Raw genomic sequence first — 24340 nt, forward strand, 5'->3', positions numbered from 1 at the left:
TTTTTTTCATGTGACAGTTAAAATTTAAAGTTAGAAAATTCTAATTTTAAGCTGTCCTATTTTTAGGGAAGGCTACAAATTCCTTATGCAATTTAGAATGATTTTTAGAATCAGTACAGAAAAAAATATTCAGACCCACAAGTTTTTAAAAACTATTGCATCTAAACTTAAAAAGTAAAACAATGAAATTATGAAAATCAGCACTTTAAAATTAGGAATTTCAATTGGAGTAATTGGATTATTGACCTCATGTAATTTGAAAGCCCAACAAGGTCAAAACAGAGAAAGAAGAGAACCTCCCTCATTTGAAGACCTATTGGAAAAAATGGATGAGGATGAGGACGGAAAACTTTCAAAAGCAGAAGTTAAAGGGCGATTGAAAAATATCTTTGATGAGATTGATTCGGATGAAGATGGTTATATCACCGAAGAGGAATTCGAAAAAGCCCCGAGACCAGAAAGGTCTAACAGAAACTAAAAACGATATTATAAATGGATATACCATAGATTATTATTCCAATAACCGATTACAGTAAAAAGTTGGTTTTTAAAACAAATGGGGTTGCAGCAGGCATGGTTGAAAAACGAAAAGATGTATGTAAATTATGAAGCCAAAAACGGAAGGATTTTTGGTATGAGGCGAGCTAATTCATGTTATAAACTAGAAAATGAAGATGTGGTATTATCTAAAAATTAATTTCCTTGGTTATTTATGTATTTTTCTATTGGTTGGTTTTTCAAGTTGTAGAAAAGAAATCAAGAAAGAAATGGTAAAAGCTGAAGAAACCAGTAGAGTTGAATTTCTTCCTTATTTTGGTGATGAATCTTTTACACCAAATTGGATGACCCCCGAGAGCAAAGAAGAAAAAGAATTTCATAAAATTCCTGACTTTGAATTAACTAATCAGTTAGGTGACACCATTACACAAAAAACTTTTGACAATAAGATTTATGTAGTAGATTTCTTTTTTACAAGCTGTCCGGGTATTTGTCTAAAGATGACCAACAATATGACCAAAATACAAGAAGCTTTTAAAGATGACCCTGAAGTCCTTATACTCTCACATTCGGTAACACCCACTATAGATTCTGTATCTGTATTAAAGGCATATGCAGATAAGTATGGTGTATTGGCCAATAAATGGCATTTGGTCACTGGCGATAAAGAAGAAATTTATACGCTTGGACGAGACCACTACTTTGTGGAAAACGATTTGGGCGAACCCAAAAGTGTTGATGACTTTTTACATACAGAAAACTTCTTACTGATAGATAAGGAAAAGCATATTAGAGGTATTTACAATGGATTGAACAGATCATCCATAGCCCAGCTGACAACAGACATAAAGTCCTTGAAAAAAGAGATTTAAGTTTTAATTAAAAGAACAATCTTAGGGTGGCATTAGGCATAAATCCCAATGACAATTGCTCAATCTGGTCTAACTCTTGCCTGCCGGTATCTGGATTCTCATCCACACGATAAAAAACCGATATCGGAATTTGACGATTGTATAGGTTTTGAAAAGAGACGCCAAACGTACCCCTAAAACCACTATCATTGGTATTTCCAAATTTGTATAACATAGAAGCGTCCAGACGGTGGTAATTAGGTAATCTTCTGCTGTTCAAATTTCCAAAATTTATGGCACCTGTTGTGGCACTAAAGCTATCAACAGGGGTAAAAGGAGTCCCGGTTCTGTAAGACCATCCTAAAGACAATTCCCAATTCTGAACATCCAAGGTATTGGATATTCTAAAATTATGGGTCACATCATTATTACCAGGAAAAGGATTCGCTTGTAATGCTTCAAACGTATACTCCACATTATTGTAGGTATATCCCAACCAAATACGGTAATCTGCAATGGACTTTTTCAACAAGACATCGACCCCAAAAATATCACTTTCTCCCTGTGATATTTCCTCAGCTGTGTTTGTAAAACCATTGGTAAAAGAGGTAAGTCCAGTTATATTTTTTACATATCCATCAATATCCAATGTCCAACCATTTGAGTCGACCAATAAACCTGCTGAAAGCTGGGTACTTTCCAAAATTGGGATGTCATTATCGTTGGAAAGTGTCCAGATGTTATTTTCCAATCGAAGTTGAATATCCTCAAATTCTATAAGCTGGCTTACTGGCTGATACCTCTTTTCCGCAGTTCCCTTAACTCGAATTATGGGAAAAATAGGATATTCGATATTTACCCTGGGTTCTAGAAAAAGTTCATCAACAGATGAATAATGAGACCCTCGAACCCCTAAACTTAACAGACCCTTATTTTGTGGTCGAAAAATATATTCTCCGTAAACCGAATTAGCTTGATTGGTATTGGAACGCCTTACATTAAATTCCCTTGCGGAAGATGGTAACGGAAATTCATCTTCATCGTCAGGATCAAGATCGTCATCACCATCAGGTTCATCTCGAAACAATTGAAAGAAAACATCCAAATTGGAATATTGGTATCCTAATTTTATGGAATGTTGTGGAATAAACTCATAAGCCAGATTAAAATCAAATCCATAGTCTTCGACGGTGTTTCTTCTAAAATTTCGTTCCTCTATTTCTAAATCTTCGCTTACCACGTTCTCATATTCACTATCAAAGCTGGAATAATATGCTTTTAAAGAATGCTGTAATTTTCCAAACTTGGTTCCGTTCCAATTAAAACTGGCTCCTTGATTCTCAACAATCAATTTATCCTCGGTCACGTCTTCTTCATCCCTTGAGAAAAAATCCAGATCATTATTGGTCAAAAGCCCACTTATAGAAATATTATCATTTTTTGAAGGTTGAAGAAGTAATTTTGCATTGGTATCGTAAAAAAAGAAACTATCTCCTCCCAGGATTTCGCTGATGTCATCATCGTCATCATCAATAATTTCACCAGACACATCAGTAACCACTCTTGTATTTTGAAACACTTTTTTTGATAGCGCTGTGTATGTAGGTGTTTCCAGGACGTCTGTATAAGACCTTCTTGCCGATAAGATCAGGGCAGCTTTTTCACCTAAGGCAGCCTTTAAGAATCCATCCGCATGCGTACCGTTGATTCCTATACCTCCTGTGGTCTTTCTGGGCACATTGGCATCAGTGGTTATATCGATAACCCCCGAGATACGGTCACCATACTCTGGACTTGCTCCCCCTTTATAAATTTTGGCACTTTCTGTCACGTAAGGATTAAATGCTGAAATCATTCCAAAAAAGTGTCCCGTATTGTACATTTTGATGCCATCGAAAAAAATCAGGTTTTGATCCGGTGAACCCCCACGGATTTGAATTCCAGCAGCAGATTCGTCCAGACTGGTAATCCCGGGAATCAACTGTATACTCTGAAATACATCTGGTTCTACCAAACCCGGTAAAATCCCTTGTTTGGCGTTGTTCAAGGTAAACGACCCGTCCGTATTCTTATCAATACCTGTAGTGAGATAGGCCAAGACCACTACTTCTTTCAAAGACTGCGTTTCTGGGAGCATAATTATGTTTTTACAATCATCTGTAACATAATCGGATACTTTTAAGGTCTTGTCTGCAAAACCAACATACTCAATAAGCAGACCTTGGCTTTGCTCCACATTTTGTATTTGAAAAAACCCGTTTTCATCGGTTATCGTACCATTTGTGGTACCTGCTAAAACCACTGTGGCATATGGCAGGGGTGTACTTGTATCACTATCAAATAAGTAACCACAAACATCTGTTTTTGTGGAAGGCTTACTAATAATGACCTGTTTTTCTGAAACTTTTTCAAAAATCAGCCCAGTCTGTTCCATCAGTTCGGTCAACAAATCAGTTTCTGTTATGTTGGAACTTGAAAGTGTTACGCGTTTACCGGCAACAACATTCTCTGCATAAGAAAAAGAAATATCCATTTTGGATTCCAAATCCAACAATACCATTTTTAAACTTGTACCATTATAATTAACAGTAATTATTTTTTGCCCAAAAGCTCCCATTGAACCAAATACAAACAGTAAACACAACAGTCTTTTCATTTCAAATGTTTACGGGATTTTGAGGAATACTGTTTTTTTATCTTCAGAAACTTCATATGCAATACCCATGGGTACAAATACGGTTTTCAATGCAATCTCTAGATTATCGTGAACAAAGCTACCTGTAAAACCTTCTACATTGCCTAAGGCATTGCTTTCAATATTGATTCCGTACTGTGCTTCCAACTCCTTGATGACCTCGTTCAAATCAACATTGGAAAACGTGCTTTTGCCCTGTATCCATGATGGGGAGGTTTCATTGATTCTCACCTTCTGGATGGTACTCGCTTCAATTAGTTTGATAGCATCTCCTTGTTCCAAAATAGCTTCTTTGTCAGCACTAATTGTTTCAAACCTGACTTTTCCTTCATAACAAGTCAAAGAAAAATTAGCAGTTCTCGTTCTTACATTGAATTCTGTTCCCAGTACGGAAACTGTTCCTGATTCTGTTTCAACCTTAAAACCTTCTCCCTTTGTCACCTTGAAAAAAGCTTCTCCTCTAAGGTTTACCGTCTTGTTATTCTTCCAAAAAAAACGCTCATGGGCAAGTGTGGTCCCCGCATTAAGCTCCACTACAGACCCGTCAGGCAGCGTAACCGTAAACTGCTCACCAAATGAAGTTGAATAGGATACTTCATTAAAGAAAATACCAATAATCAAAACTATTGAAGCCGCCATACCAACAACATAATGAAGGGGTCTTAGACGAATTACTTTGCTTTTTGATCTTTCATTAATTTTAGCTAGCACCTTACTTTTTAATGAAGTAGTATTAAAGTTTGGTGCTTTAAATTGATCCATCCCCTGAACAATCTGCTGATACTCCAAAAACTCAGGGGAGCTTTCAAACTCGGCCTGTTCTTCTGTTGTGAGCTCACCTGCCAACCATTTGGCTAATATGGTATCATTTTTATCTTCGAACATCTTTATGGATTCAATGAATGAACAGGTTAATCATGAATTACCCTACCCCTTAAATATTATTTATCGTTTTTCTCATTTTAACCAATGCTTTGTGCATTCTCTTTTCTACTGCTTTTTGCGAAACTCCCAGCATTTCTGCAATTTCCTTATAGGTTTTCTTGTTAATCCTGTTCAGCAGAAAAACTTCTCGTTGTCCTTCTGGCAGTGCATTGATCGCATTTTGGAGTTTTTCCATAAACTCGTTCTCTTCAATTTTATATTCCGGTGTTTCAATATCCGATGAGCTTCTAGGAATTTTGGCGTATTCCAGCACTACTTTTTTATGGGCCACTTGATTATAAAAAGCATTTTTTGCAACCGTGTACAAAAAAGCTTTGGCCTTTTCCACAATCACCTTTTTACAATTGTTCCAAAGCTTTATAAAAGCCTCTTGTGCCAGGTCTTCTGCCTGTTGTAAATCACCACATTGGTAATACAGATAGTTACAAAGCGTTTGGGAATTAAGCTCAAAAATTTGATTGAAAACTTTCTTATCACAAACTGAGTTTTCAGTATCAGCCATGGAGCACTATTTTAGGAGGGATGGGGTATATTGTTTAGGTCGTTCCTCTATCAAAAATACTAAATAATATGTGTAGAAAAACACAAATAACCCAACGAAATAGGGATATTAAAAGTATTGGGAAAGCTGTAATCTTAATGCTCCGGAATGACATACTTTCCATTGACCATTCTTAAAATATTCAATGGATTTGCCTGTTTCAGTTCATCTGGGAGCAACAAATCTGGAAAGTTTTGAAAGCACACTGGCCTTGTAAATCTTGTTATTGCCGCTGTACCCACAGATGTCATCCTTGCATCTGTAGTGGCGGGAAAAGGCCCTCCATGAACCATAGCGTGACATACCTCAACCCCTGTTGGAAAACCATTGATGAGTATCCGACCTACTTTACGTTCCAAAATTTTCAATAAATCGGCATAAGCTTGTAAATCATCTTCGGTACCATGGACAGTTGCCGTAAGATGTCCATGCAGACTATTTGCTATGGCTAGCATTTCATCTTTTTCTTGGGTTTGTATCAAAAGTGTTGAAGGACCAAACACTTCTTCTTCCAAATCTTTGTCTTCCAAAAAATTGTTTGCCGAAACAGCGATAATTTCAGCGACGCCTTGATTACATCCTTCCCTTTCGACACCCTTTGAGATGGATTCGACCTTAGTCTTGGATTTTAATTTTTCAAGTCCTGACTCGTATCCTTTTTGGATGGAAGTGGACAACATCGTAGCCGATTCCGAAGTTGAAATGGGATTTCTTAGTTCTTCTTTAAAAAGGGCTGTCTGATCTACTTTAGGCAGTACGGTAATCCCTGGATTGGTACAAAATTGACCAACACCTAATTGAACAGAGCCCGATAAACCGTTTGCAATAGTTACATAGCTATTTTGCATCGCTTTTGGTAGGATAAATACTGGATTGACACTACCCATTTCTGCATACACCGGGATTGGTTCTTTTCGTTTGGCAGCTTCATCAAACAAAGCTTTTCCTCCTTTAAAGGAACCCGTAAAACCGATTGCCTTTATCAAAGGGTGTTTGACGATTGCCTGTCCAACGCTGTTGGAAACTCCATGGACCATTGAGAATACACCATTGGGCATATTACATTTCTTGGCCGCCGTGATTATTGCTTTGGCAACCAATTCAGAAGTTCCCGGATGTAAAGGATGGGCCTTTACGACAACTGTGCAACCTGCCGCCAGGACCGAGACGGTATCACCACCAGCTACCGAAAAAGCCAATGGGAAATTACTGGCCCCAAAAATGCCTACAGGACCCAAAGGCATTTGCATATAACGAATATCTGGTTTGGGAACTGGTTTTCTTTCTGGATTTGCTAAATCTATTCTTGCGTCTACCCAGGAACCATCTCTTAATACGGAGGCAAAAAGTTTTAATTGTCCTGTTGTACGCCCCAGTTCCCCTTTTAATCTACCGGCGGGCAAACCAGTTTCTTGACCACATAACGCAATCAGATCTTCTTCAAGTTTCTGTAATTCTGAAGCAATAGCATCTAAAAATGAAGCTTTTTCATGTCCAGATTTTTCTCGATAGGTCACAAAGGCGTGTTCAGCTAAGGCAATGGCTTCATCAATCTCAGTATCCGTCGCTTCGTAAAATTTTGTAGTTAGGTCCTCTCCTGTAGAAGGGTTTTTAGCACGAAAAACCGTGTCTCCCATATTTGAAGAACGATACCCCAAGAAATTTTTTCCGCTTGTTCCCATAATATTTAAAATAAGAAGTTTAGTAGTTTAAAAGTAATGTTTTGAACTCATTTGAATGCTTTGGATTGAAGCGAAGTTGCCTCGTCATTTAACAAGAATGATAGTTCTATGAGCTATCGGAAAAGTCTAAACGGGTTCTTTGTACTGCATCCGTACTAAAGATAATTCATTAATGCCGATATACCGTTGTATGAAATTAGGCAGGCGAAGATCAACGAAAGTATCAAAATGATGTTGATCCATTTGCCAGTACGATGCTCTCTCATAATTACTTTTTTGTTATTGATAAGAAAAAGAATTCCAACAATTACCAGCGGCAAAACAAATACATTGAATACTTGGGATAGAATTTGCATTTCAATTGGGTTGGCACCAAAAATTGGCACTATCAAAGCAAATAAGCAGGCTATAAATGTGATGATTTTAAACTGCCCTGAACTGGTATCCAATTTTCCGGACCGATAATCCGCTACCAAAATTGGTGCGATCAATAGACAGGGAAAAATTGAAGATAAACCTGCACTCAAGGTGCCAAAAAAGAAAAGGGTAAGCGCAAATTTCCCTGCCACAGGTTCCAAGACTCCCACCATATCCAAAACTTTGGTAACCGGTTCTCCTTGATGAAACAATGCACCACAGGCAACAGCCATGATAGTAGTACTAATGACAAATACCAAACAAGCGGCTATTATCGCGTCTCTCTTTTGCTGTTTCAAATCGTTTATGCCCCATCCTTTTCCTTGTACAAAAAGTGGTCTCGATAAAAAGGTCGCAGCTGCCATTGTGGTTCCTACAAATGCCGCTACCATAATTTGCCCACCTTCTACATCAGGCACAGATGGTATTAATCCTTTTACTACTTCCAGAGGCAATGGGTAGACCATAAAAAGAGAAATAAGAAACGAGGAGGCCATTATAGTCACAAAAAACACCAATATCTTTTCAAAAAAAGTATATTTTCCAACGAGCAAAAGACCGTACATAGTGGCGATTACAACAATGGCTATACTTAATACGGTTTCATATTGATGGTCTGCAACACCAGGAAAATATATATGGATAATCTCAAATATGATATTCGAGGATATTCCCAGTATACCCATCAACGAATTCCACTGTCCAAATGAGATTCCAACGATAATAAGTATAGCTATTAATTTTCCGTATTTAAGATGCTTCTTAAATGCAAACAATGCTGTTTCTCCCGTAAGCAGAGCATAATTACCATAAACGTACATCAAAACTCCCGAGAAAAAACAACTTAACAACAATACCCATAGCAATTGCATGCCGTAAGTACTACCGGCAACGATCATTGAAGTTACGCTACCTGTACCTATGGTATAACCAATGGCAAAAATACCCGGCCCAAATGCCAATACGACCCCCAATATCTTTTTCCATATAGATGGGCTTGGGGTCAAATCGGGCATTTTTGCTTATGCTTTAAGTTCCGAAATAATCGCCAAGGTTTCTTTGACCTTATTTTCAAGACCTTTAAAGTCTTTTTTTGCAAGAACGTCCTTGCTTATCAACTTGGAACCCATGCCTACGCAGGTCACACCTGCATCAAACCATCCTTTTAGGTTACTTTTTTCGGTACTCACCCCACCTGTGGGCATCACACTTGTCCATGGTTGCGGACCCTTGATAGCTTTCACAAAGTCCGGACCATAGGTGGACCCAGGAAACAATTTAACCAATTCACAACCCAATTCCTCAGCACGATTGATCTCGGTCAATGAGCCGCAACCCGGAGACCAAAGTACTTTTCTCCTGTTACAAACCTTTGCAATATCTTCCCGTAACGATGGGGTAACGATAAAATTCGCTCCCATTTGCATGAACATGGAAGCTGCAGCAGCATCTGTAATGGAGCCTACTCCCATAATCATTCCCGGAAGCTCTTGTATCGCAAACTTGTTCAGTTCTAAAAATACCTCAAAAGCAAAGTCGCCCCTAGCCGTAAACTCCAGTAGTCGTGCACCACCATCATAACAAGCCCTTAGTACGTTTTTACCAAGTTCCACATCAGGATGGTAGAACAATGGAACCATTCCATTGCTCCCCATCACCTGTACTACTTCTAATCTTGAATATTGTGCCATATCGTATTCTATCTAGCTACTCTTCCTGAGGCGTCCCCGCCCATCAATTTTTCAACTTCAGAAACTGTCACCAAGTTTGCATCTCCTTTTATGGTATGCTTCAAACAAGAAGCGGCAACGGCAAAGTTTAATGCGTTCTGGTCATCTTCAGGATATTTCAGCAACCCATAAATCAGTCCACCCATAAACGAGTCTCCTCCTCCAACTCTATCAACAATATGGGTTATTTGATATTCTGGGGATTTGAACATGGTCTTTCCGTCATAAAGCACGCCTGCCCATGTATTGTGGGAAGCCGATATGGAACCTCTTAAGGTAGTTATCACTTTTTTTGCCTTTGGGAATTTTTCCATCATTTGGGTACAGACCGATAAGAATGCTTCGGCCTTTACATGCTCCCCTTGTGTGGTTATATCCAATCCTTCTGGTTTGATACCAAAATGTTTCTCGGCATCTTCCTCGTTCCCAAGAACAATATCACAGTAGGATGTAAGTTCAGTCATGATTGCTTCACGCTCCTTGTCACCGCAGTACTTCCATAATTTGGCCCTATAGTTCAAATCTGTTGAGATAGTGATACCTAAATCACTGGCGGCTTTTACCGCTTCTAGACAGGCATCTGCAGCACCTTGAGAAATGGCTGGGGTAATTCCAGTCCAATGGAACCATTCAACTCCTTCAAAAACATTTTTCCAATCAATCATCCCCTTTTCTATCTCGGACATAGCCGAATGGGCACGGTCATAGACCACCTTGCTCCCCCTACTAACAGCACCCGTTTCTAAAAAATAAATGCCCAAACGGTCACCGCCAAAGACCATCTTTTCGGTACCTACACCTCTTTTGCGCATTTCCATAAGGGCGCAATGTCCTATGTCATTATCTGGCAACCTTGTGACAAAATCTACCGGTACTCCATAATTGGCCAAGGAAACGGCAACGTTGGATTCACCTCCTCCGTAAACTACGTCGAAGGTATTGGTCTGTGAAAATCTTAAAAATCCGGGAGGTGCCAGACGAAGCATGATTTCTCCGAAAGTGACTACTTTTTTCATTTTTTGTTTTTACTTATTTATTGGATAGTACGGTGTTCAGCTAAATGCCAAGCCTCCGTTAATATCGATATTATTTCCTGTAATAAAAGAAGCTTCATCGGAAGCTAGATAAGCAACCAAATCCGCTACTTCACTTGCGTTGCCTTCTCTTCTTAAGGGTGTGCTTTCCGCAACTTTGACACGAACGTCATCTTTGGTAAAATCATCATGGAATTTAGTGGCTATCATTCCCGGACATACTGCATTAATACGTATGCCCTGCGGACCTAACTCTTTGGCCCAATTTCTGGTCAACGCCATGACCGCGCCTTTGGAAGATGCATAAATTGCTGACCCTGGACCACCACCATCACGTCCGGCCTGAGAGGCGAAATTAACAATTGAAGCACCTTTGCCCATTAGGGGTTTAAAGGCTTGGGTCACGAATACGGTCGACTTGAAATTCACATCCATTACCAAGTCATAAAACTGTTCGTCCAATTCTTCAACTGTTTTTCTAGCAAACAAACCTCCCGCAACATTGATTAAAATATCAACTTTTCCCCCAAACGCTTCTTTCGTCTTGGCTACTATGTTGTCAATGTCACCCTTTTTGGTGACATCGGCATAAACTGAAATGGCTTCGCCATTAACAGCTTCAATTGCTGCCATCGTTTCGATACTATCGGTTTCACTTTCAAAATAGTTTGCTACAACCTTAGCACCTTCTTTTGCCAATTTTACACATACTGCACGGCCAATATCACGACCACCTCCGGTGACTACGGCTACTTTACCTTTTAAACGCATTCTTGATTTACTTGTAAATGTTTTATCTTAAAATATTCTTCACTTAGATGCCCAAACCTTGGCCACCACCTACTTGGATAGTTTCAGCGGTCAAGAAAGCAGCATCATCACTGACCAAAAATGAAATAACAGCAGCTACATCCTCTGGTTGTCCCAATCGTCCTAGTAGAATATTGTTTTTCCAAGAAGCGAATACTTCTGGCTTAGTGGATTTAATCTGTGTATGAAATGGCGTATCAATTGTACCTGGCGATACCGCATTCACTCTAATACCATATTCAGAAAGGTCTTTTGCCAATGCTCTTGTAATTGCATGTACTGCAGCTTTAGACGTTCCGTAAATACCGGCACCAGGTCCTCCAGCATTCCAACCAGCAATGGATGTATAATTTATTATCGAAGCATTCTCTCCTTTTTTAAGGAAAGGAATTGCCGCTCTTGACACAAAGAAAGTCGAATCAAGATTTAATGCCATTACACCTCTATAAAATTCAGTGGTCATTTCTTCAAATCGGGATCTTCCTCCCAAGCCCCCGGCATTGTTGATAAGGACATCTATCTTACCGTATTTTTCCCCAATTGTATTGATGTTTGAAGTCACCGCCTCCTCATTGGTAACATCAAAACCATAGTACTCAGCCGTAATACCTTCGGCAATAAGTTCTTTTACTCTTTCAGCCCCGGCTTCATCTTCTATACCATTTAGAATTACGGTATATCCGTCTTTACCAAGTCTTTTGGCTACTTGAAATCCTATACCTCCTGTAGCACCTGTCACTACGGCAACTTTTCCGTTTAAATCACTCATCACTATTTATTATTTTTGATTTGTATTTTGATTACTTAAATTTCTACTGATTGAATTTTTCTGGCAAAGAAATAAATGGCCGCTACTCCGAGAGGGACAAATATTGCAATTGCTATAAAAATGGGTGTATATGAAAATTTGTCGACAACCAAGGGCACTAGAAAATTCATTACAATTACAGAGAATACCCCGATCATTCCTCCTAATCCGGCCAAAGAACCAACGGATTTTCCGCTAAAAAAGTCACTTGGAAGTGTTTGTACATTACTGATGGCAAATTGAAACCCGAATAATACAACAAATACAATCGCTACAAATTTTTCTGCTGTATCCCCAATAAGAACAGTTGCTATAAGCCCTAACAACATAATGACACCTCCAACAAAAATAGTTGTCTTTCTCCCTTTATCTATTGAATTTGTTTTTGCAATAATTTTTCCGGAAACAAATCCTCCGGCTATACTACCAACGGCTGCTCCTACATAAGGTACCCATAAGAACATACCTACTTCCTTCACATTGAATCCATACACATCGAACAAATAAATAGGCATCCAACCGACAAACAACCACCATATTGGCTCTAAAAAGAAACGACCAACAACAACCGCCCACGATTCTTTATAGGAAAGGATTTCCTTTAAACTTTTACCTTTGGTACCCTCTGTTGCCTTTTGATCTGCTTCACTTTGCCCTTCAACAATAAATTTTTGTTCCTCCTCGGTAATCCAAGGGTGTTTTTTTGGTCCGGCCTTATTGATCAACAGCCATGGAATAATCCAAAGCATTCCAAAAGAACCTACTACCATAAAGGTAATTCGCCAACCGTAAGCAACAAATAAAGATGCAATTAGAATAGGAGCGATCACAGAACCTATAGATGCCCCTGCATTAAACAATCCTTGCGCTATGGCCCGTTCTTTAATAGGGAACCATTCGGCATTACTCTTTACTGCTCCTGGCCAGTTACCAGCTTCTGACAAGCCCAACGTACTTCTAAAGATCGCGATTGAAAACAATCCTCTTACAGTTGAATGTAAAAAAGAGGACAATCCCCAGATTCCAATACTGATTACGTAACCTATTCTTGTTCCAACTTTATCGAACAGCTTTCCTGAAAATAATTGTCCCAGTGCATAAGCCACCATAAAGATGTTCAAGATTAATGCATAATGCTCTTTAGTTAAGTTAAGTGAATGGGCTATTGTTCCTTCCTTGTCCAATCCCCCCCACATTATTCCAAGGGCACTTCTGTCTATGTAATTTATAACTGTAGCTATAAATATCAGCCCGATTATTACCCATCTTAAACCTTTAACTTTCATTTTTGTTCATTTTATAGTTAGTGGAAAAAGTACCAGATAGCATTTTGAAAAACCTGATGGTCTCCAAATGGCAATTCTGAATATCAAAACTTATAAAACTAAAACCTGATGGATATGGCAAGCCACTAATTTTCAGGCATATAAATGTTTTGCTAAGTTCTACTTCCCTCCTTTATTTTAATGGTTGTTGATAAAAGCGTGCAATTCTATCTTCAACCTATACTTTCTATTCTTCTGTGTTGTAACAGTATTGGTACAACGTTTTAAAATGGACCTTCATTTTTTCCCTCGCCATTTTTGGGTCCTGTTTTTTTATGGCCTCATAAATATCTTCATGCTCCTGAATACCTAAAAAAGATTGATTGCTATCACAAACATGGTACTTCTCGAAATTTGTAATGATTTCTGGGGTAATTATCAACATGAACGTGTTCATGGTACTGTTCTTACTTGCATTGGCTATGGCCAAATGAAAAAGCAAATCCTCCTCCACAGCGTCCTGTTTGTTAAGAACTTTATTGTTATATGCATCAAGGGCATCCCGCATTTTTACCAAATCTTCTTCAGTTCTCCTTAGTGAAGCGAGTTTTACCGTCTTCAATTCCAGTAAAATCCTTGTTTCTACGAGTGATTTGAAATCCGGGTCCTCTAAACGCAAAATATCATCCAACATACCGCTCATGGCCACCCTACCAATATCTGCGATGAAAGTTCCACTTTGAGGCTTTGAATTTAAAATTCCAAAAAATTCCAACTTTTGTATCGCCTCTCTAACATTACTTCTGCTCACCTCAAACTTTTCGGACAACATACGTTCCGATGGTAATTTATCACCGGGTTCTAAATTCTTGTATTCAATTAAATCACGAAGCTTAGCAATTATTTTCTGCTGTACATCGTGCTTTTCGTAATTTGTTAGTATTTCAACTTTCATAGTATTTTAAAAATTGATGAAATTGGTTAACCAGATTGGTTTGTTAAATTTATAAAATAACTTTAACAATTAAGACCTATTTTTATTAAAGTATTTCAATTTGATAAGAATGGACGCTATTCGTCCTTTTATGTACTATAGCGCCCTCTCTTCTAAACTAAACTACTAACTCAAAAACTCATTAATGTTCAACCAATAAATCATAATATTTAACTTTAGCGTATGCATCTGCGTCCGTTGTCTGCAGATAATTTCCTGCTTTAAAGTAATTTTCAAAAATGCCCCATCTTTTTATATTGTCATCTTCATAGACTATTGATTCCGTATCATTTAAAATTACTTCCATTCTGCCATCAGAAACCAAAACCTCCAGTGAGAATTTATTAAACCCTACTTCTTCGCTAAAATTAAAACCTTCATCATCCGTCCATGCATCCGTTTGTAATGCTTCTGTATCTGAAGCATTAGGATTTTTAAGAACCTTGGTCTTTACCCTTACCTTTCCCTTATTCCAATAGATTTTGAGCACAGGTGGGGCATTATTGTCCTTTTGCCCAATCAAATCGCGCTGCGCATTTGTTAAACGACCATGAATTTGCATGACCATGGTTCTGTGATATGCATCGGCACCATCTTTTGAAATCTCTTCCATCCTTAAAGTTCCCTTCATTCTTCCACCATCAGAGAATTTCCAATTCACACTATTACTTCCAGCAACCATTTGCTCTCTTAATTCTGTTCTAGACCTCGAAGAATTTTGTGTAGTTACTCCGGGATAGGTATAGAAAACCAAGGCACCTTCAATGGAATCATTGTACATGAAGGGCAAAAGGGTCTCATTTGTAGCATAACTTAAAATCTCGGGAGGCTCGACTTCTATCGGTTTCCCATTTTCACCTATAGGCAATGTCACCTTCCAATTGTTCAAATCAATTTCAGGTATTTTAAACGTTTTGTCTTCAGTATCAGAGTCTGCATCCGCTACCTCATCATCAATAACTTCATCTTTCACGGCCTCAGCTTCTTCGTCTAACAAATCCGAAGCAGTATCCTGACATGCGACAAGTGCCAATAAGAAACAAAAAAAGAAAATCAACTTCTTCAATACTTTACTTTTTGGTCATTAACGGATTGACTTAAGATTCGTCTTACTAGAAATAGAATCATTAGTGCTCAACAGACAATTCATACAAATTGACCTTGGCGTATGCTCCTTTATCCCTTGTCTGAAAATAGTTGCCCACCTTAAAATAATTTTCAAAAACACCCCATCTTTTGATGCTTTGACTATCGTAAACAAAGAATTCATTTTTGTTTAAAGAGACTACCATTTTACCGTCAGAAACTTTTACTTCAATTACAAATTTTCTAAACCCGACTTCTTCTTCGAACGAACGACCTTCATCATCTCCCCAAGCCTCTTTAAGTAAGATTCCTTCAGCAGATACCCCAGAATATTTTAAAACCTTGGTCTTGACCCTGATCTTGCCATCTTTCCAATAGATTTTTAGTATGGGTGGAGCGTTATTGTCCTTTTGACCGATCAATTCTTTTTGTTCATTGGTCAACCTGCCATGAATCTGCGCTATAATAGCTGTATGGTATTTACCATCATCTTTTTTTGTGATTTCATCGATTGCCATTTTTGCTCTTAAATAACCTCCGTCCGCAAAGGTCCAATTGACATTGTCTTCGCCAGGTACCATTTGTTCCCGAAGCTCAGATCTTGAATATTTAGTGTTTGCCGTGGTCGCTTTTGAAGGATAGGCATAAAAGGTGATGGCACCAGTGGTAGAATCGTTGTACATGTACGGTTTTAAAACTTCATTGGTAGCGTAGTCCAGAATCTCTGGTGGTGCTACACTAATGGCACCACCTTTGCCACTACCTTCGGGTATGGTGACCTTCCAATGGCTTAAATCGACCTTGGGCAGCTTGTATTTCTTTTTCTTCTTTTTACGTTTTTCAACCTTCACATCCGATTCTGTAACGCTATTTGTCATGTCTTGACAAATAGCGTTAGCAGATAGAAATATTATTAAAATAAAACCTACTATTTCTTTTCGGAAGCACTTCATTTTTTACTACTGTTTAGTTTATCTATTCTTTGTTTTAGAATTAGAATCCCGGGGTAGTTATAACTACATCAGTTAAGAATACTTCATTGTCTACAGTCACTGTATTGGTGGGAACAAAATAGAAAATAACAAAATTTTGATCTGTTGATACCAAAATATCGTTTGCATTCTCGTCTACCCTACTTTGAGGGAACTTAAATGAAGCATCTGCGGTAAAGCTAAAGGAAACTTGTTGCCAGCCATTAATAGCATCAGAAATCACAGGTTCAGTAACAAGTGCCAATGAAGCTAAGTCCGTATCAGCAGCAGGCTCATCAGATAAAATATAGAATACGCCTTCAGAATCACCAATCGGAGTACTTTCTGTTTTCACAAAAGCTGAAATAGTATATTCCACACCAGGTTCTATTTCAAATGGTTGGTAGGCTCTTTCACCTGTTCCATCAAACTTAATCGACCTACCTGAAGTACCTCCATCAGATTGCGCATTTGAACTAGATGAACTCGCTTTGTCAGTACCATTTCTATCATATTGATCTGTACCTTCCAAAGCAGTGTTACCATTATTGTTCCTATCAGAAACCCATGCTTCTAAATCTTCATTTCTCCAGAAATCAAAAGGAGTGTCAGTACCATCATTAAAGGTATTGTCTGGATTTACGGTCCAAGCATCTACAAGATCATTATTATTGTTCTGCGCAGTGGGGTAGGTCTCAAAATCAGCATTTTGTATAACCGCAGCAAAGGTAGCTTGAATACCTCCTACAGGAACTGCTTTGGTAATACTTTTTGAAACACCTGCATCATTGGTTGTGGTCAATGTGACATCGTAGGTACCATCAGTAGCATACTCATGCGTTGGATTAACTTCATCCGAAGTATTACCATCTCCAAAGTCCCAACTGTGGGATACCGCTAAAAGTGAATCATCTGTAAACTCAACAGTCAAAGATGAAACGGAAAAGGTAAAATCAGGTACCGTGGACAATTCTAAACCTTGTATAATTTTACTGGTAGCTACCTCAACGCCCAGAAAATTAGTTGCTGTTAGTGTTACTTCAAAAACGTCAGCAGAGGAATAGATATAAGTTGGACTAAAATCTGTATCTTCTTCGGTATCTTCAGCGTTCCAATCAAGCGTTTCGCCATCTCCAAAATCCCACACCAATGAACTTGCACCTGTGGTCAGGTTCTCAAAAATAACTTCTGAATCTATTGTATCAAAATCAAAATCAACAGCAATAGGCGATACTTCTGTTGAATCTACCGCTATTAAGCCATCTGAACTGGTCGTTGTCAATTTCACTTTGAATAGACCACCTTCAGCATAGGTGTAATTGGGGTTTGCCTCTGACGAGGTATTACCGTCTCCAAAATCCCATAAATAAGATGTCGCATCCGTAGAATAACTTCTGAAAACTACGGTCAGGTTATCATCGGCATCTGTACTTGTTGTAAAGAGCGTATTTGGCTGTATGTTGTTCACATTACCAGTAGGCGGCACAAACTCTTCAAATGTTGAATCGAAACAAGATTGAAAGCTTACAGCCAAAAACACCAGTGCTATAGCGCTACTAACGGAATATTTTATTTTTTTCTGCATGATAAATTTTTCTATTGTTTAACACTTATGGCGAAAGAATCAAGTCTACTCTCAACACCGGTATTCGTTACATATATAATGACACTTTCGTTCTCACCTGCTTCAAATGTGATAGCGTGTTGTTTAAAAACATCGCTAACTCGACCAACATTGCTATCTGTCCTTGATGCAACAATATTTTCATCCAGTAGCGATTCCGTATAATTGGCAGTATCAGGATTTAATATGGATACGGTAATGTCACCAAAGCTACTGTCATCGAACTCACTAAAATAGGTGAGCACATATTCTGCTCCAGGTGTCACATCAATTTCTTGATAGGCGACCCTAGCTCCATCAGAAGGAAATTTGGCAGCTTGAAAACCATCGGGCAACCTACCTTCTATAGATGTCGAATTGATTTGGATAACCGTTGTACCAGCTCCAAAAGGGCTCCAGTCATCATTGTTTGGCGCTCTCCACGAATCCCTTCCATCACCTGTGCCATCAAATAAGCTATTGTCCTCAAAACTGGGTTCCGCTATTTCTGGAACGGCTATGGTAGGAACAGCTTGATTTACAGTCACTGTTCGTTCCGTGGTTTCTGACTTACCTAAGTTATCGGTCACCACCAACCCAACGTTATAATCTCCTGGACCCGGGAATGAAATAATGAGTTCACGATCTTGCAATGTTGCTGGAGGTAAAGCGGCGATTTGATCCTCTAAATTTTTAACATTTTGCCGCGTCTCATCTGAAACTGCAGCTTCAGCTAATGCCAATTGTGCCTCTAGTGCAGCAACTTCAGCTTCCAGCACTTCTACCCTATCCAAATCATCTTCACAGGGTATCCTGAACTCTATTTTTGCAATTTCTTCTTCCAGTGCAACCACAGTGGCAAGCTCAGCTTCTATCAATTGCTTTAAAATGGGTAAATCTTTATGTATTAAAGTAATTCCTTCAGCTGGCTCAACAGACCATTGGTATTGCGTTCCATTCACTGCCAAATTGGAACCAGCCTGAAAGTTAATCTCATAATTTGCTGATAATTCAACATCGTTACAATCAAATTCCGAAGTGGAAATGTCAGCCAAGTTGTAAAAAGGTGTAGGACCGGTTAAATCCACGTTGTCCCCAACTTCTGCTAAATCATCACTTACACAGGACATCAAGGAAACCACTATTCCCAAAACACCCCATTTTAAATTAAATAAATTTGTTTTCATCGTAGTTAATTTTAGTATCCAGGATTCTGTTCATAAAAATTGGGCAAGTTGTCTATCTCCCTTTGTGGAAATGGAAGATATTTTCGCTCGCTTGTGTAAAACAGACTGTTTTCGTCTGAAAATTGCTGTAAGATGTTATCTGCTTCACCAAATCGAATCAAATCATATAAGCGTTGATTCTCGTAAACAAACTCTACCCTTCGCTCTTCCAACAGGGCATCTTTTGTCAAGTTAACGACCTCCTCTAGACCGGCCCTTGCCCTAACCTGATTGAATGCAGCAACGGCCCTGGGGTCTGTAGTACTTTCACCACCAGCTAAAATTGCTTCAGCATATAGCAATAGAACGTCAGCATATCTTAGGACAATCCAATCGTTGTCACCAATCTCTCCATCGGTAGGAAACTTATCATTAAAAGTATCATTTGTAATAACGCTTGGGTTATAGGACAATACTTGGATACTGGCAGGAAATCTTACAGGTTGCAGTTCTGGTGTCATCACTTCCAAAAAGTCAAGTGTTGCAATATTGACACCATTGGAAGGACCTTGTAAAGTCATTGCAAAACTATGGGATTCCGAATCGGTTTCAACCTGATCGTCCAGACCACTATCACTCGTTACATAGTTATCGCTACTAAACAAATCATAAGCAATGGAGAATATGATCTCATCATTGATTTCCAATCCTGGATTGTTTGACCAACTACCATCTAAGACTATCTCGGATTCTGAAAAACCACCCGAAAACTCATTGCCAAATACGTTGCCATATAGTATGGATAAATTGGCATTATACTCTGCGTCTGTCAGTAAGTCAACACCAGGATCTAAAGGGTCTGGATTAAATACAAAGTTCTCTGCATCATCCCTTTCAACAAACAGTAGGTCATAATTGAAAGCTGCATTGTTTTCCACTACAGAGGCCAATAACAACTCAGCCTCTACATAATTAGGATTTGGCTGACTGAGATAGGCTTTTGCCGCCATACAGATTGCCGCACCTTCTGTAGGTCGATATCTATTCTGTTCACCACCGTTAAGAAAAGCTATTGAAGTCCTAAAATCTTCGATAATTCTATCATAAACTTCAGCTTCTGGTAACTGAGGGTAGTCCAAAGCCTCATCTTCGTTTATATCCAACACCTTATCGATAAAGGGAACATTTTGATAGGCCCTAACTAGATTAAAATGACATAAAGCTCTCATAAAATATGCTTCCCCAACAGTAAACTGTTGACTTTCTGGAGCTAAAAACCGATTGTCAATAACTGTATTTGCATGCTTTATCGTAGCCATATTGTTGGAATAATATGTAGCTACATCCCCATTGTTGACATCGACATTATACGATGCGATTAAAGGAAAGTTTCCGTTTTCTGTATTGGCCCGTACATTATCCGAACGAAGTTCTGTCAACAAAAATTCATTAGCGGGCACTTTTTGATAAGCATCCAATATCCCATTTGCCAACAATAGAAAACCATCATCTGTCTGAAGCAACTCTTCTAATGAGAGCGCTGTAGGGTTACTTAGGTCAAGTTCCTCTTCACAGCTTGCGAACAAAGCTATCAAGGAAAAACAAACTATTACTATTTTATATATTCTTTTCATAACTGATTAAAATTGAAAGTTAATCCCAAATGATACTGATCTAACTATTGGACCATCACCTCTTTGATAGCCAAAAGTGAGCGGGGTATTTGCATTATTGGAGGTTTGTCCCACCGCTTCAGGATTGAAGCCTTCGTAACCTTCTGCAAAAAAGTATAACAGGTTCTCCCCCGTTAGATAGAAGCGCAATTTGTCAAAACCATATCGTTCGCCCAACTCGCTGGGTACCGTATAGCCAAGAGTACAGTTTCTCAAAGCAATGAACGAAGCATCTTGAATGTGGTCGTCCGTAAACCTTCGGTGCACGGTCAAATCGGCATCAGGAAAACTGGCCACCTCATTTACCGCAGATTCACTGGCATAATACAACTGATCTAAATCCGCTACCCTAACCTCGGCTCCGTGCGATCCTTGCCATTGGAAAGACAAGTCAAAATCTTTGTACGTAAGGTCAGAGCTAAAGCCCCATTCAAAATCAGGATAGGGATTACCTAACTCAGTTCTATCCTCATCGTCAATAACACCATCATTGTTCAAATCCTTCACATATACATCTGCAAAATCGTTATTGAATCTATTAAAGGGATTGTCAACCCATTCCAATGGGATCTCCCTGTCATATACAAAACCATAGAAGGAAGTTATAGGTTGTCCTACCCGAGCGATAAACTCTGTTGGCCGAGTATCTTGATCGATTCTGGAAATAATCTGTTCGTTTTGGCCCAAGCTTTCTACAGTGTTTCTATTCAAAGTGAATTGTCCTGATGCGTTCCATCTAAAATTTTCGGTTCTCCACAACCTAGTACTGGCCACAATCTCAACACCTTCATTTTTGACCTCTCCAAGATTCTGCAACCAAGCATCAGCTCCATAAGTGGCCGCGATAGGAGCAAAAAGAATCAAATCTTCGTTCGTTCTCACGTAGTAATCTGCAGTAAGGCTCAATAACCCTCTACCAAAAGTAATGTCGATACCCGGGTTGAATTCAATTATCTTTTCCCAACCTAAATCCGCATTGGGCAGCGTAGTTGCTTTAACCCCCACACCATCATTATACCCCACAGTACTGAAGGTTTCTTCAAAACGGTATAGGGAATCAAAAACGTTGTTGGATATTTCATTGGAACCAGAAGCACCGTAACTTGCTCTAAGTTTTAAGAAAGTAATAAATTCACTAGAAGATAAAAAGTCTTCACTGGATACATTCCACCCGACAGCAGCTGCAGGAAAGAAACCAAATCGGGTATTTGGTCCAAACCTTGTACTTCCATCGGCACGTGCCGATACCTGAAACAGATACTTGCTGTCGTAGTCATAATTTATTCGACCAAAATATGAGACCAATTTATCTTCACCGTTCAGGGTAAAAGTAGTTCCGTTATCGGCAAGTGCAATATTTTCATTGAAGTCATTGGTAAAACCCACCGCTTCGGATTCTTGTCTTAAAAAGTCCCTGTACGTGTATTCAAAACCGAGTACTGGATTGAAATTATGTTTGCCCAAACTTTTGTTGTAGGTCAACAAGGATTCAAAGGCATACTGGTAGAGCTCGTCTTTCCTGACCAACCTGAACGATTCTTGATCCCTGTTTTCTTGACCCAAGACATTGTCTTGTTGGTTGGTTCGGGTATGCCTGAACACGCTTGACACAGCTTGTCTAAAGTTCAATCCATCCGCCAATTTAAAATCAAAGTATGCAGAAGCGTTCAGGTTAATTTGGTTCTTGGTACTCGAACGTTCCAAAAAATGAACCAAAGGGTGTACGTTTCTTGTTGTAGAAAGCGTCAATCCACCAGAAGTTAAATCACTAACTAACGGTAATCCCGTACTTGGATCTCTTGCGATTGCCCTTGGGTTGTTCGGGTCAACGGTAAACACATGGTCAAAAGCTCTCGAGAAACCATAGCTGCCTACCCCAAGATTTTCAAATTGCGCTCCCGCATCTGTTGAAACACCAATATCCCTTGAAAAGTTTGTGACATAATCTAAATGATCTTCATTTAGAAATAAGGGTAAATGTCCGTATTGTCTTAATGGATCTGTAAATCGTGCCGGCAACCTGTCTTGGTCAATAAAGTTAGCACGAATATTTGTACCGAACTTAATTTTACCGTTTTTCGATTTACTATCTACTTTTATTCTTGCATTGTACTTTTTAAAATCATCGATCAAAGCAATACCCTCATCTCGCAGATAGCTCATAGAGGCGGTATATTTTGTCAATTCCGTTCCTCCTCTAGCAGAAAAAGAATGGCTGGTTATCGTACCTCCAGGAAAAACTTCGTCTTGCCAATTTTGCTCACCATCTCCCAATGAAGCAATAAAGTCCATTGCTTCCAGTTCAGCATATGCAACATTGTAATCATTTGTAATTCTCTCAAAATTTTCACTGGTCGGAGAGATGGCATCAACTTGGCCTTGTAAACCATTCAGTCTAGACCTTTCTTGTGCTATTGTAGTATTAAAATTGTTGTTTTTTCTCGAGTATTTAATACCTGTAAACGTGTTGTAGGTAAACGATGTTTTTCCGGCAACACCTTCTTTTAAGGTCACCAATATCACCCCATTTGCACCCCGCGAACCGTATATGGCCACAGATGCGGCATCTTTCAAGACACTCAAGGATGCGATGTTGTTGTTGTCAATAGTGGCCAAAAGGTCTGGATCATTTCCCAGAACGATACCATCGACTACGATTAGTGGAGAGGAAGATCCCGTTATTGAACCTGGACCCCTTAGGGTAATCTGTGGGTCACCGCCCGCTTCAGAAGATGTGGTCTGAATCCGTAAACCTGCAACTTTACCCTGCAACGCGTTTTCAACCCGTGCAACGGCAAAATTTTCAAGTTCTTCACCTCCAATTTTAGTTAGTGCACTGGTAACATTTTTTTGCTTTTGTTCACCATAACCGATTACCACAACCTCATCCAATTGGCTAACATCCTCTTGAAGAACGATGTTTAGATTTGTTTGGCCAGCTACAACTGCGGTCTGCGATGAAAATCCAATATATGAGAATTGCAATACCTCACCATCAGATACCGAAAGGGAGAAATTTCCATCAAAATCGGTTTGTGTACCTCTAGTAGTATTTAAAATTATAATGTTAACCCCAGGAATGGGCATTTGTTGTGCATCAGTTACCGTTCCTGAAACGGTAAAAGTTTGTTGCGCGAACAGTTGGATATTACTGAGTAATAAACCAACTAAAAAAAATTTAATTTTTAAGCTCATTTGTAAAATAGTTAGTTTGAATGTTGAGTCAATTCCAATTCCATATAATGGAATCAATGAATCATTCTGATTGCAACAAATAGCCTTTACAATATCTGATATCTGGAAGAATTTGATTATTTTTATATTCTTCAATTCGCATACTATATGTGTATTTGTTGATTTTACTTCCCTCCGAAAAGAAGTAATAAAGTAAAGGATAGGCGTGCACCTATCCTTTTTTTATGGTATTAACTGTCTATCATAGTTCTTGGTTTAATTGGTATTCCAAATTGGTCAACCAGTTTGGTTTACCAAATATATGTTATCTAAAGGTTAAAAAAAAGCCTTATTTGAAATAAAATGTTAAAATTTCAAGATTTTAAAATTTTATCAT

19 protein-coding genes are annotated in these 24340 nt (G+C 38.8%); 2 read left to right on the forward strand and 17 right to left on the reverse strand.

From position 1 onward, the window contains the following. The first annotated feature begins 190 nt into the window (after positions 1–190). Both KIM67_RS07330 and KIM67_RS07335 read left to right on the forward strand, forming a co-directional pair. Positions 191–478 (forward strand): EF-hand domain-containing protein, encoded by a 288-nt coding sequence (locus KIM67_RS07330; RefSeq protein ID WP_213830697.1) that lies wholly within the window; start codon positions 191–193, stop codon positions 476–478. Between the two features lie 289 nt (positions 479–767). Beyond that, positions 768–1370, forward strand: coding sequence for an SCO family protein (locus KIM67_RS07335; RefSeq protein ID WP_250149189.1), 603 nt, complete (start codon positions 768–770; stop codon positions 1368–1370). A 7-nt stretch (positions 1371–1377) separates the two neighbouring features. On the opposite strand, the gene KIM67_RS07340 is transcribed toward KIM67_RS07335, so the two are convergent. From KIM67_RS07340 to KIM67_RS07425, 17 genes are all read right to left on the reverse strand, one after another. Next, complete coding sequence (locus KIM67_RS07340) at positions 1378–4005, reverse strand: carboxypeptidase-like regulatory domain-containing protein (RefSeq protein ID WP_213830699.1); 2628 nt, start codon at positions 4003–4005, stop codon at positions 1378–1380. 9 nt (positions 4006–4014) lie between these two features. Next, complete coding sequence (locus tag KIM67_RS07345) at positions 4015–4929, reverse strand: FecR family protein (protein WP_213830700.1); 915 nt, start codon at positions 4927–4929, stop codon at positions 4015–4017. A gap of 49 nt (positions 4930–4978) precedes the next feature. Further along, positions 4979–5491, reverse strand: a complete 513-nt coding sequence (locus KIM67_RS07350) for an RNA polymerase sigma factor (RefSeq protein WP_213830701.1) — start codon at positions 5489–5491, stop codon at positions 4979–4981. A 134-nt stretch (positions 5492–5625) separates the two neighbouring features. Further along, positions 5626–7212: an aldehyde dehydrogenase (NADP(+)) gene (locus tag KIM67_RS07355; protein ID WP_213830702.1), complete on the reverse strand. Its 1587-nt coding sequence runs from the start codon at positions 7210–7212 to the stop codon at positions 5626–5628. A gap of 155 nt (positions 7213–7367) precedes the next feature. Further along, positions 7368–8645, reverse strand: a complete 1278-nt coding sequence (locus tag KIM67_RS07360) for an NRAMP family divalent metal transporter (RefSeq protein WP_213830703.1) — start codon at positions 8643–8645, stop codon at positions 7368–7370. Between the two features lie 6 nt (positions 8646–8651). Then, positions 8652–9320, reverse strand: a complete 669-nt coding sequence (locus KIM67_RS07365; RefSeq protein WP_213830704.1) for a bifunctional 4-hydroxy-2-oxoglutarate aldolase/2-dehydro-3-deoxy-phosphogluconate aldolase — start codon at positions 9318–9320, stop codon at positions 8652–8654. Positions 9321–9328: 8 nt separating this feature from the next. Beyond that, positions 9329–10375, reverse strand: coding sequence for a sugar kinase (locus tag KIM67_RS07370; protein ID WP_213830705.1), 1047 nt, complete (start codon positions 10373–10375; stop codon positions 9329–9331). A gap of 36 nt (positions 10376–10411) precedes the next feature. After that, positions 10412–11164, reverse strand: coding sequence for an SDR family NAD(P)-dependent oxidoreductase (locus KIM67_RS07375; RefSeq protein ID WP_213830706.1), 753 nt, complete (start codon positions 11162–11164; stop codon positions 10412–10414). Positions 11165–11207: 43 nt separating this feature from the next. Continuing rightward, positions 11208–11972: an SDR family NAD(P)-dependent oxidoreductase gene (locus KIM67_RS07380; protein WP_213830707.1), complete on the reverse strand. Its 765-nt coding sequence runs from the start codon at positions 11970–11972 to the stop codon at positions 11208–11210. 35 nt (positions 11973–12007) lie between these two features. Next, entirely contained in the window at positions 12008–13297 is a 1290-nt protein-coding gene (locus tag KIM67_RS07385; protein WP_213830708.1) for an MFS transporter, read from the reverse strand. Positions 13298–13523: 226 nt separating this feature from the next. After that, positions 13524–14231: a FadR/GntR family transcriptional regulator gene (locus KIM67_RS07390; RefSeq protein WP_213830709.1), complete on the reverse strand. Its 708-nt coding sequence runs from the start codon at positions 14229–14231 to the stop codon at positions 13524–13526. 181 nt (positions 14232–14412) lie between these two features. Next, positions 14413–15336: a polysaccharide lyase family 7 protein gene (locus KIM67_RS07395; protein WP_250149190.1), complete on the reverse strand. Its 924-nt coding sequence runs from the start codon at positions 15334–15336 to the stop codon at positions 14413–14415. Between the two features lie 61 nt (positions 15337–15397). Next, entirely contained in the window at positions 15398–16309 is a 912-nt protein-coding gene (locus KIM67_RS07400) for a polysaccharide lyase family 7 protein (protein ID WP_213830710.1), read from the reverse strand. A gap of 40 nt (positions 16310–16349) precedes the next feature. Beyond that, entirely contained in the window at positions 16350–17912 is a 1563-nt protein-coding gene (locus KIM67_RS18685) for a PKD domain-containing protein (protein WP_298868341.1), read from the reverse strand. 11 nt (positions 17913–17923) lie between these two features. Beyond that, positions 17924–19117, reverse strand: coding sequence for a hypothetical protein (locus tag KIM67_RS07415; RefSeq protein WP_213830711.1), 1194 nt, complete (start codon positions 19115–19117; stop codon positions 17924–17926). A gap of 11 nt (positions 19118–19128) precedes the next feature. After that, on the reverse strand, positions 19129–20730 hold the full coding sequence (locus KIM67_RS07420; protein WP_213830712.1) for a RagB/SusD family nutrient uptake outer membrane protein: 1602 nt from the start codon (positions 20728–20730) through the stop codon (positions 19129–19131). Between the two features lie 6 nt (positions 20731–20736). Then, complete coding sequence (locus KIM67_RS07425) at positions 20737–23964, reverse strand: TonB-dependent receptor (protein WP_213830713.1); 3228 nt, start codon at positions 23962–23964, stop codon at positions 20737–20739. Between the last annotated feature and the right edge of the window lie 376 nt (positions 23965–24340).

The organism is Flagellimonas sp. 389 (assembly GCF_018449435.1).
Taxonomy (GTDB): domain Bacteria; phylum Bacteroidota; class Bacteroidia; order Flavobacteriales; family Flavobacteriaceae; genus Flagellimonas.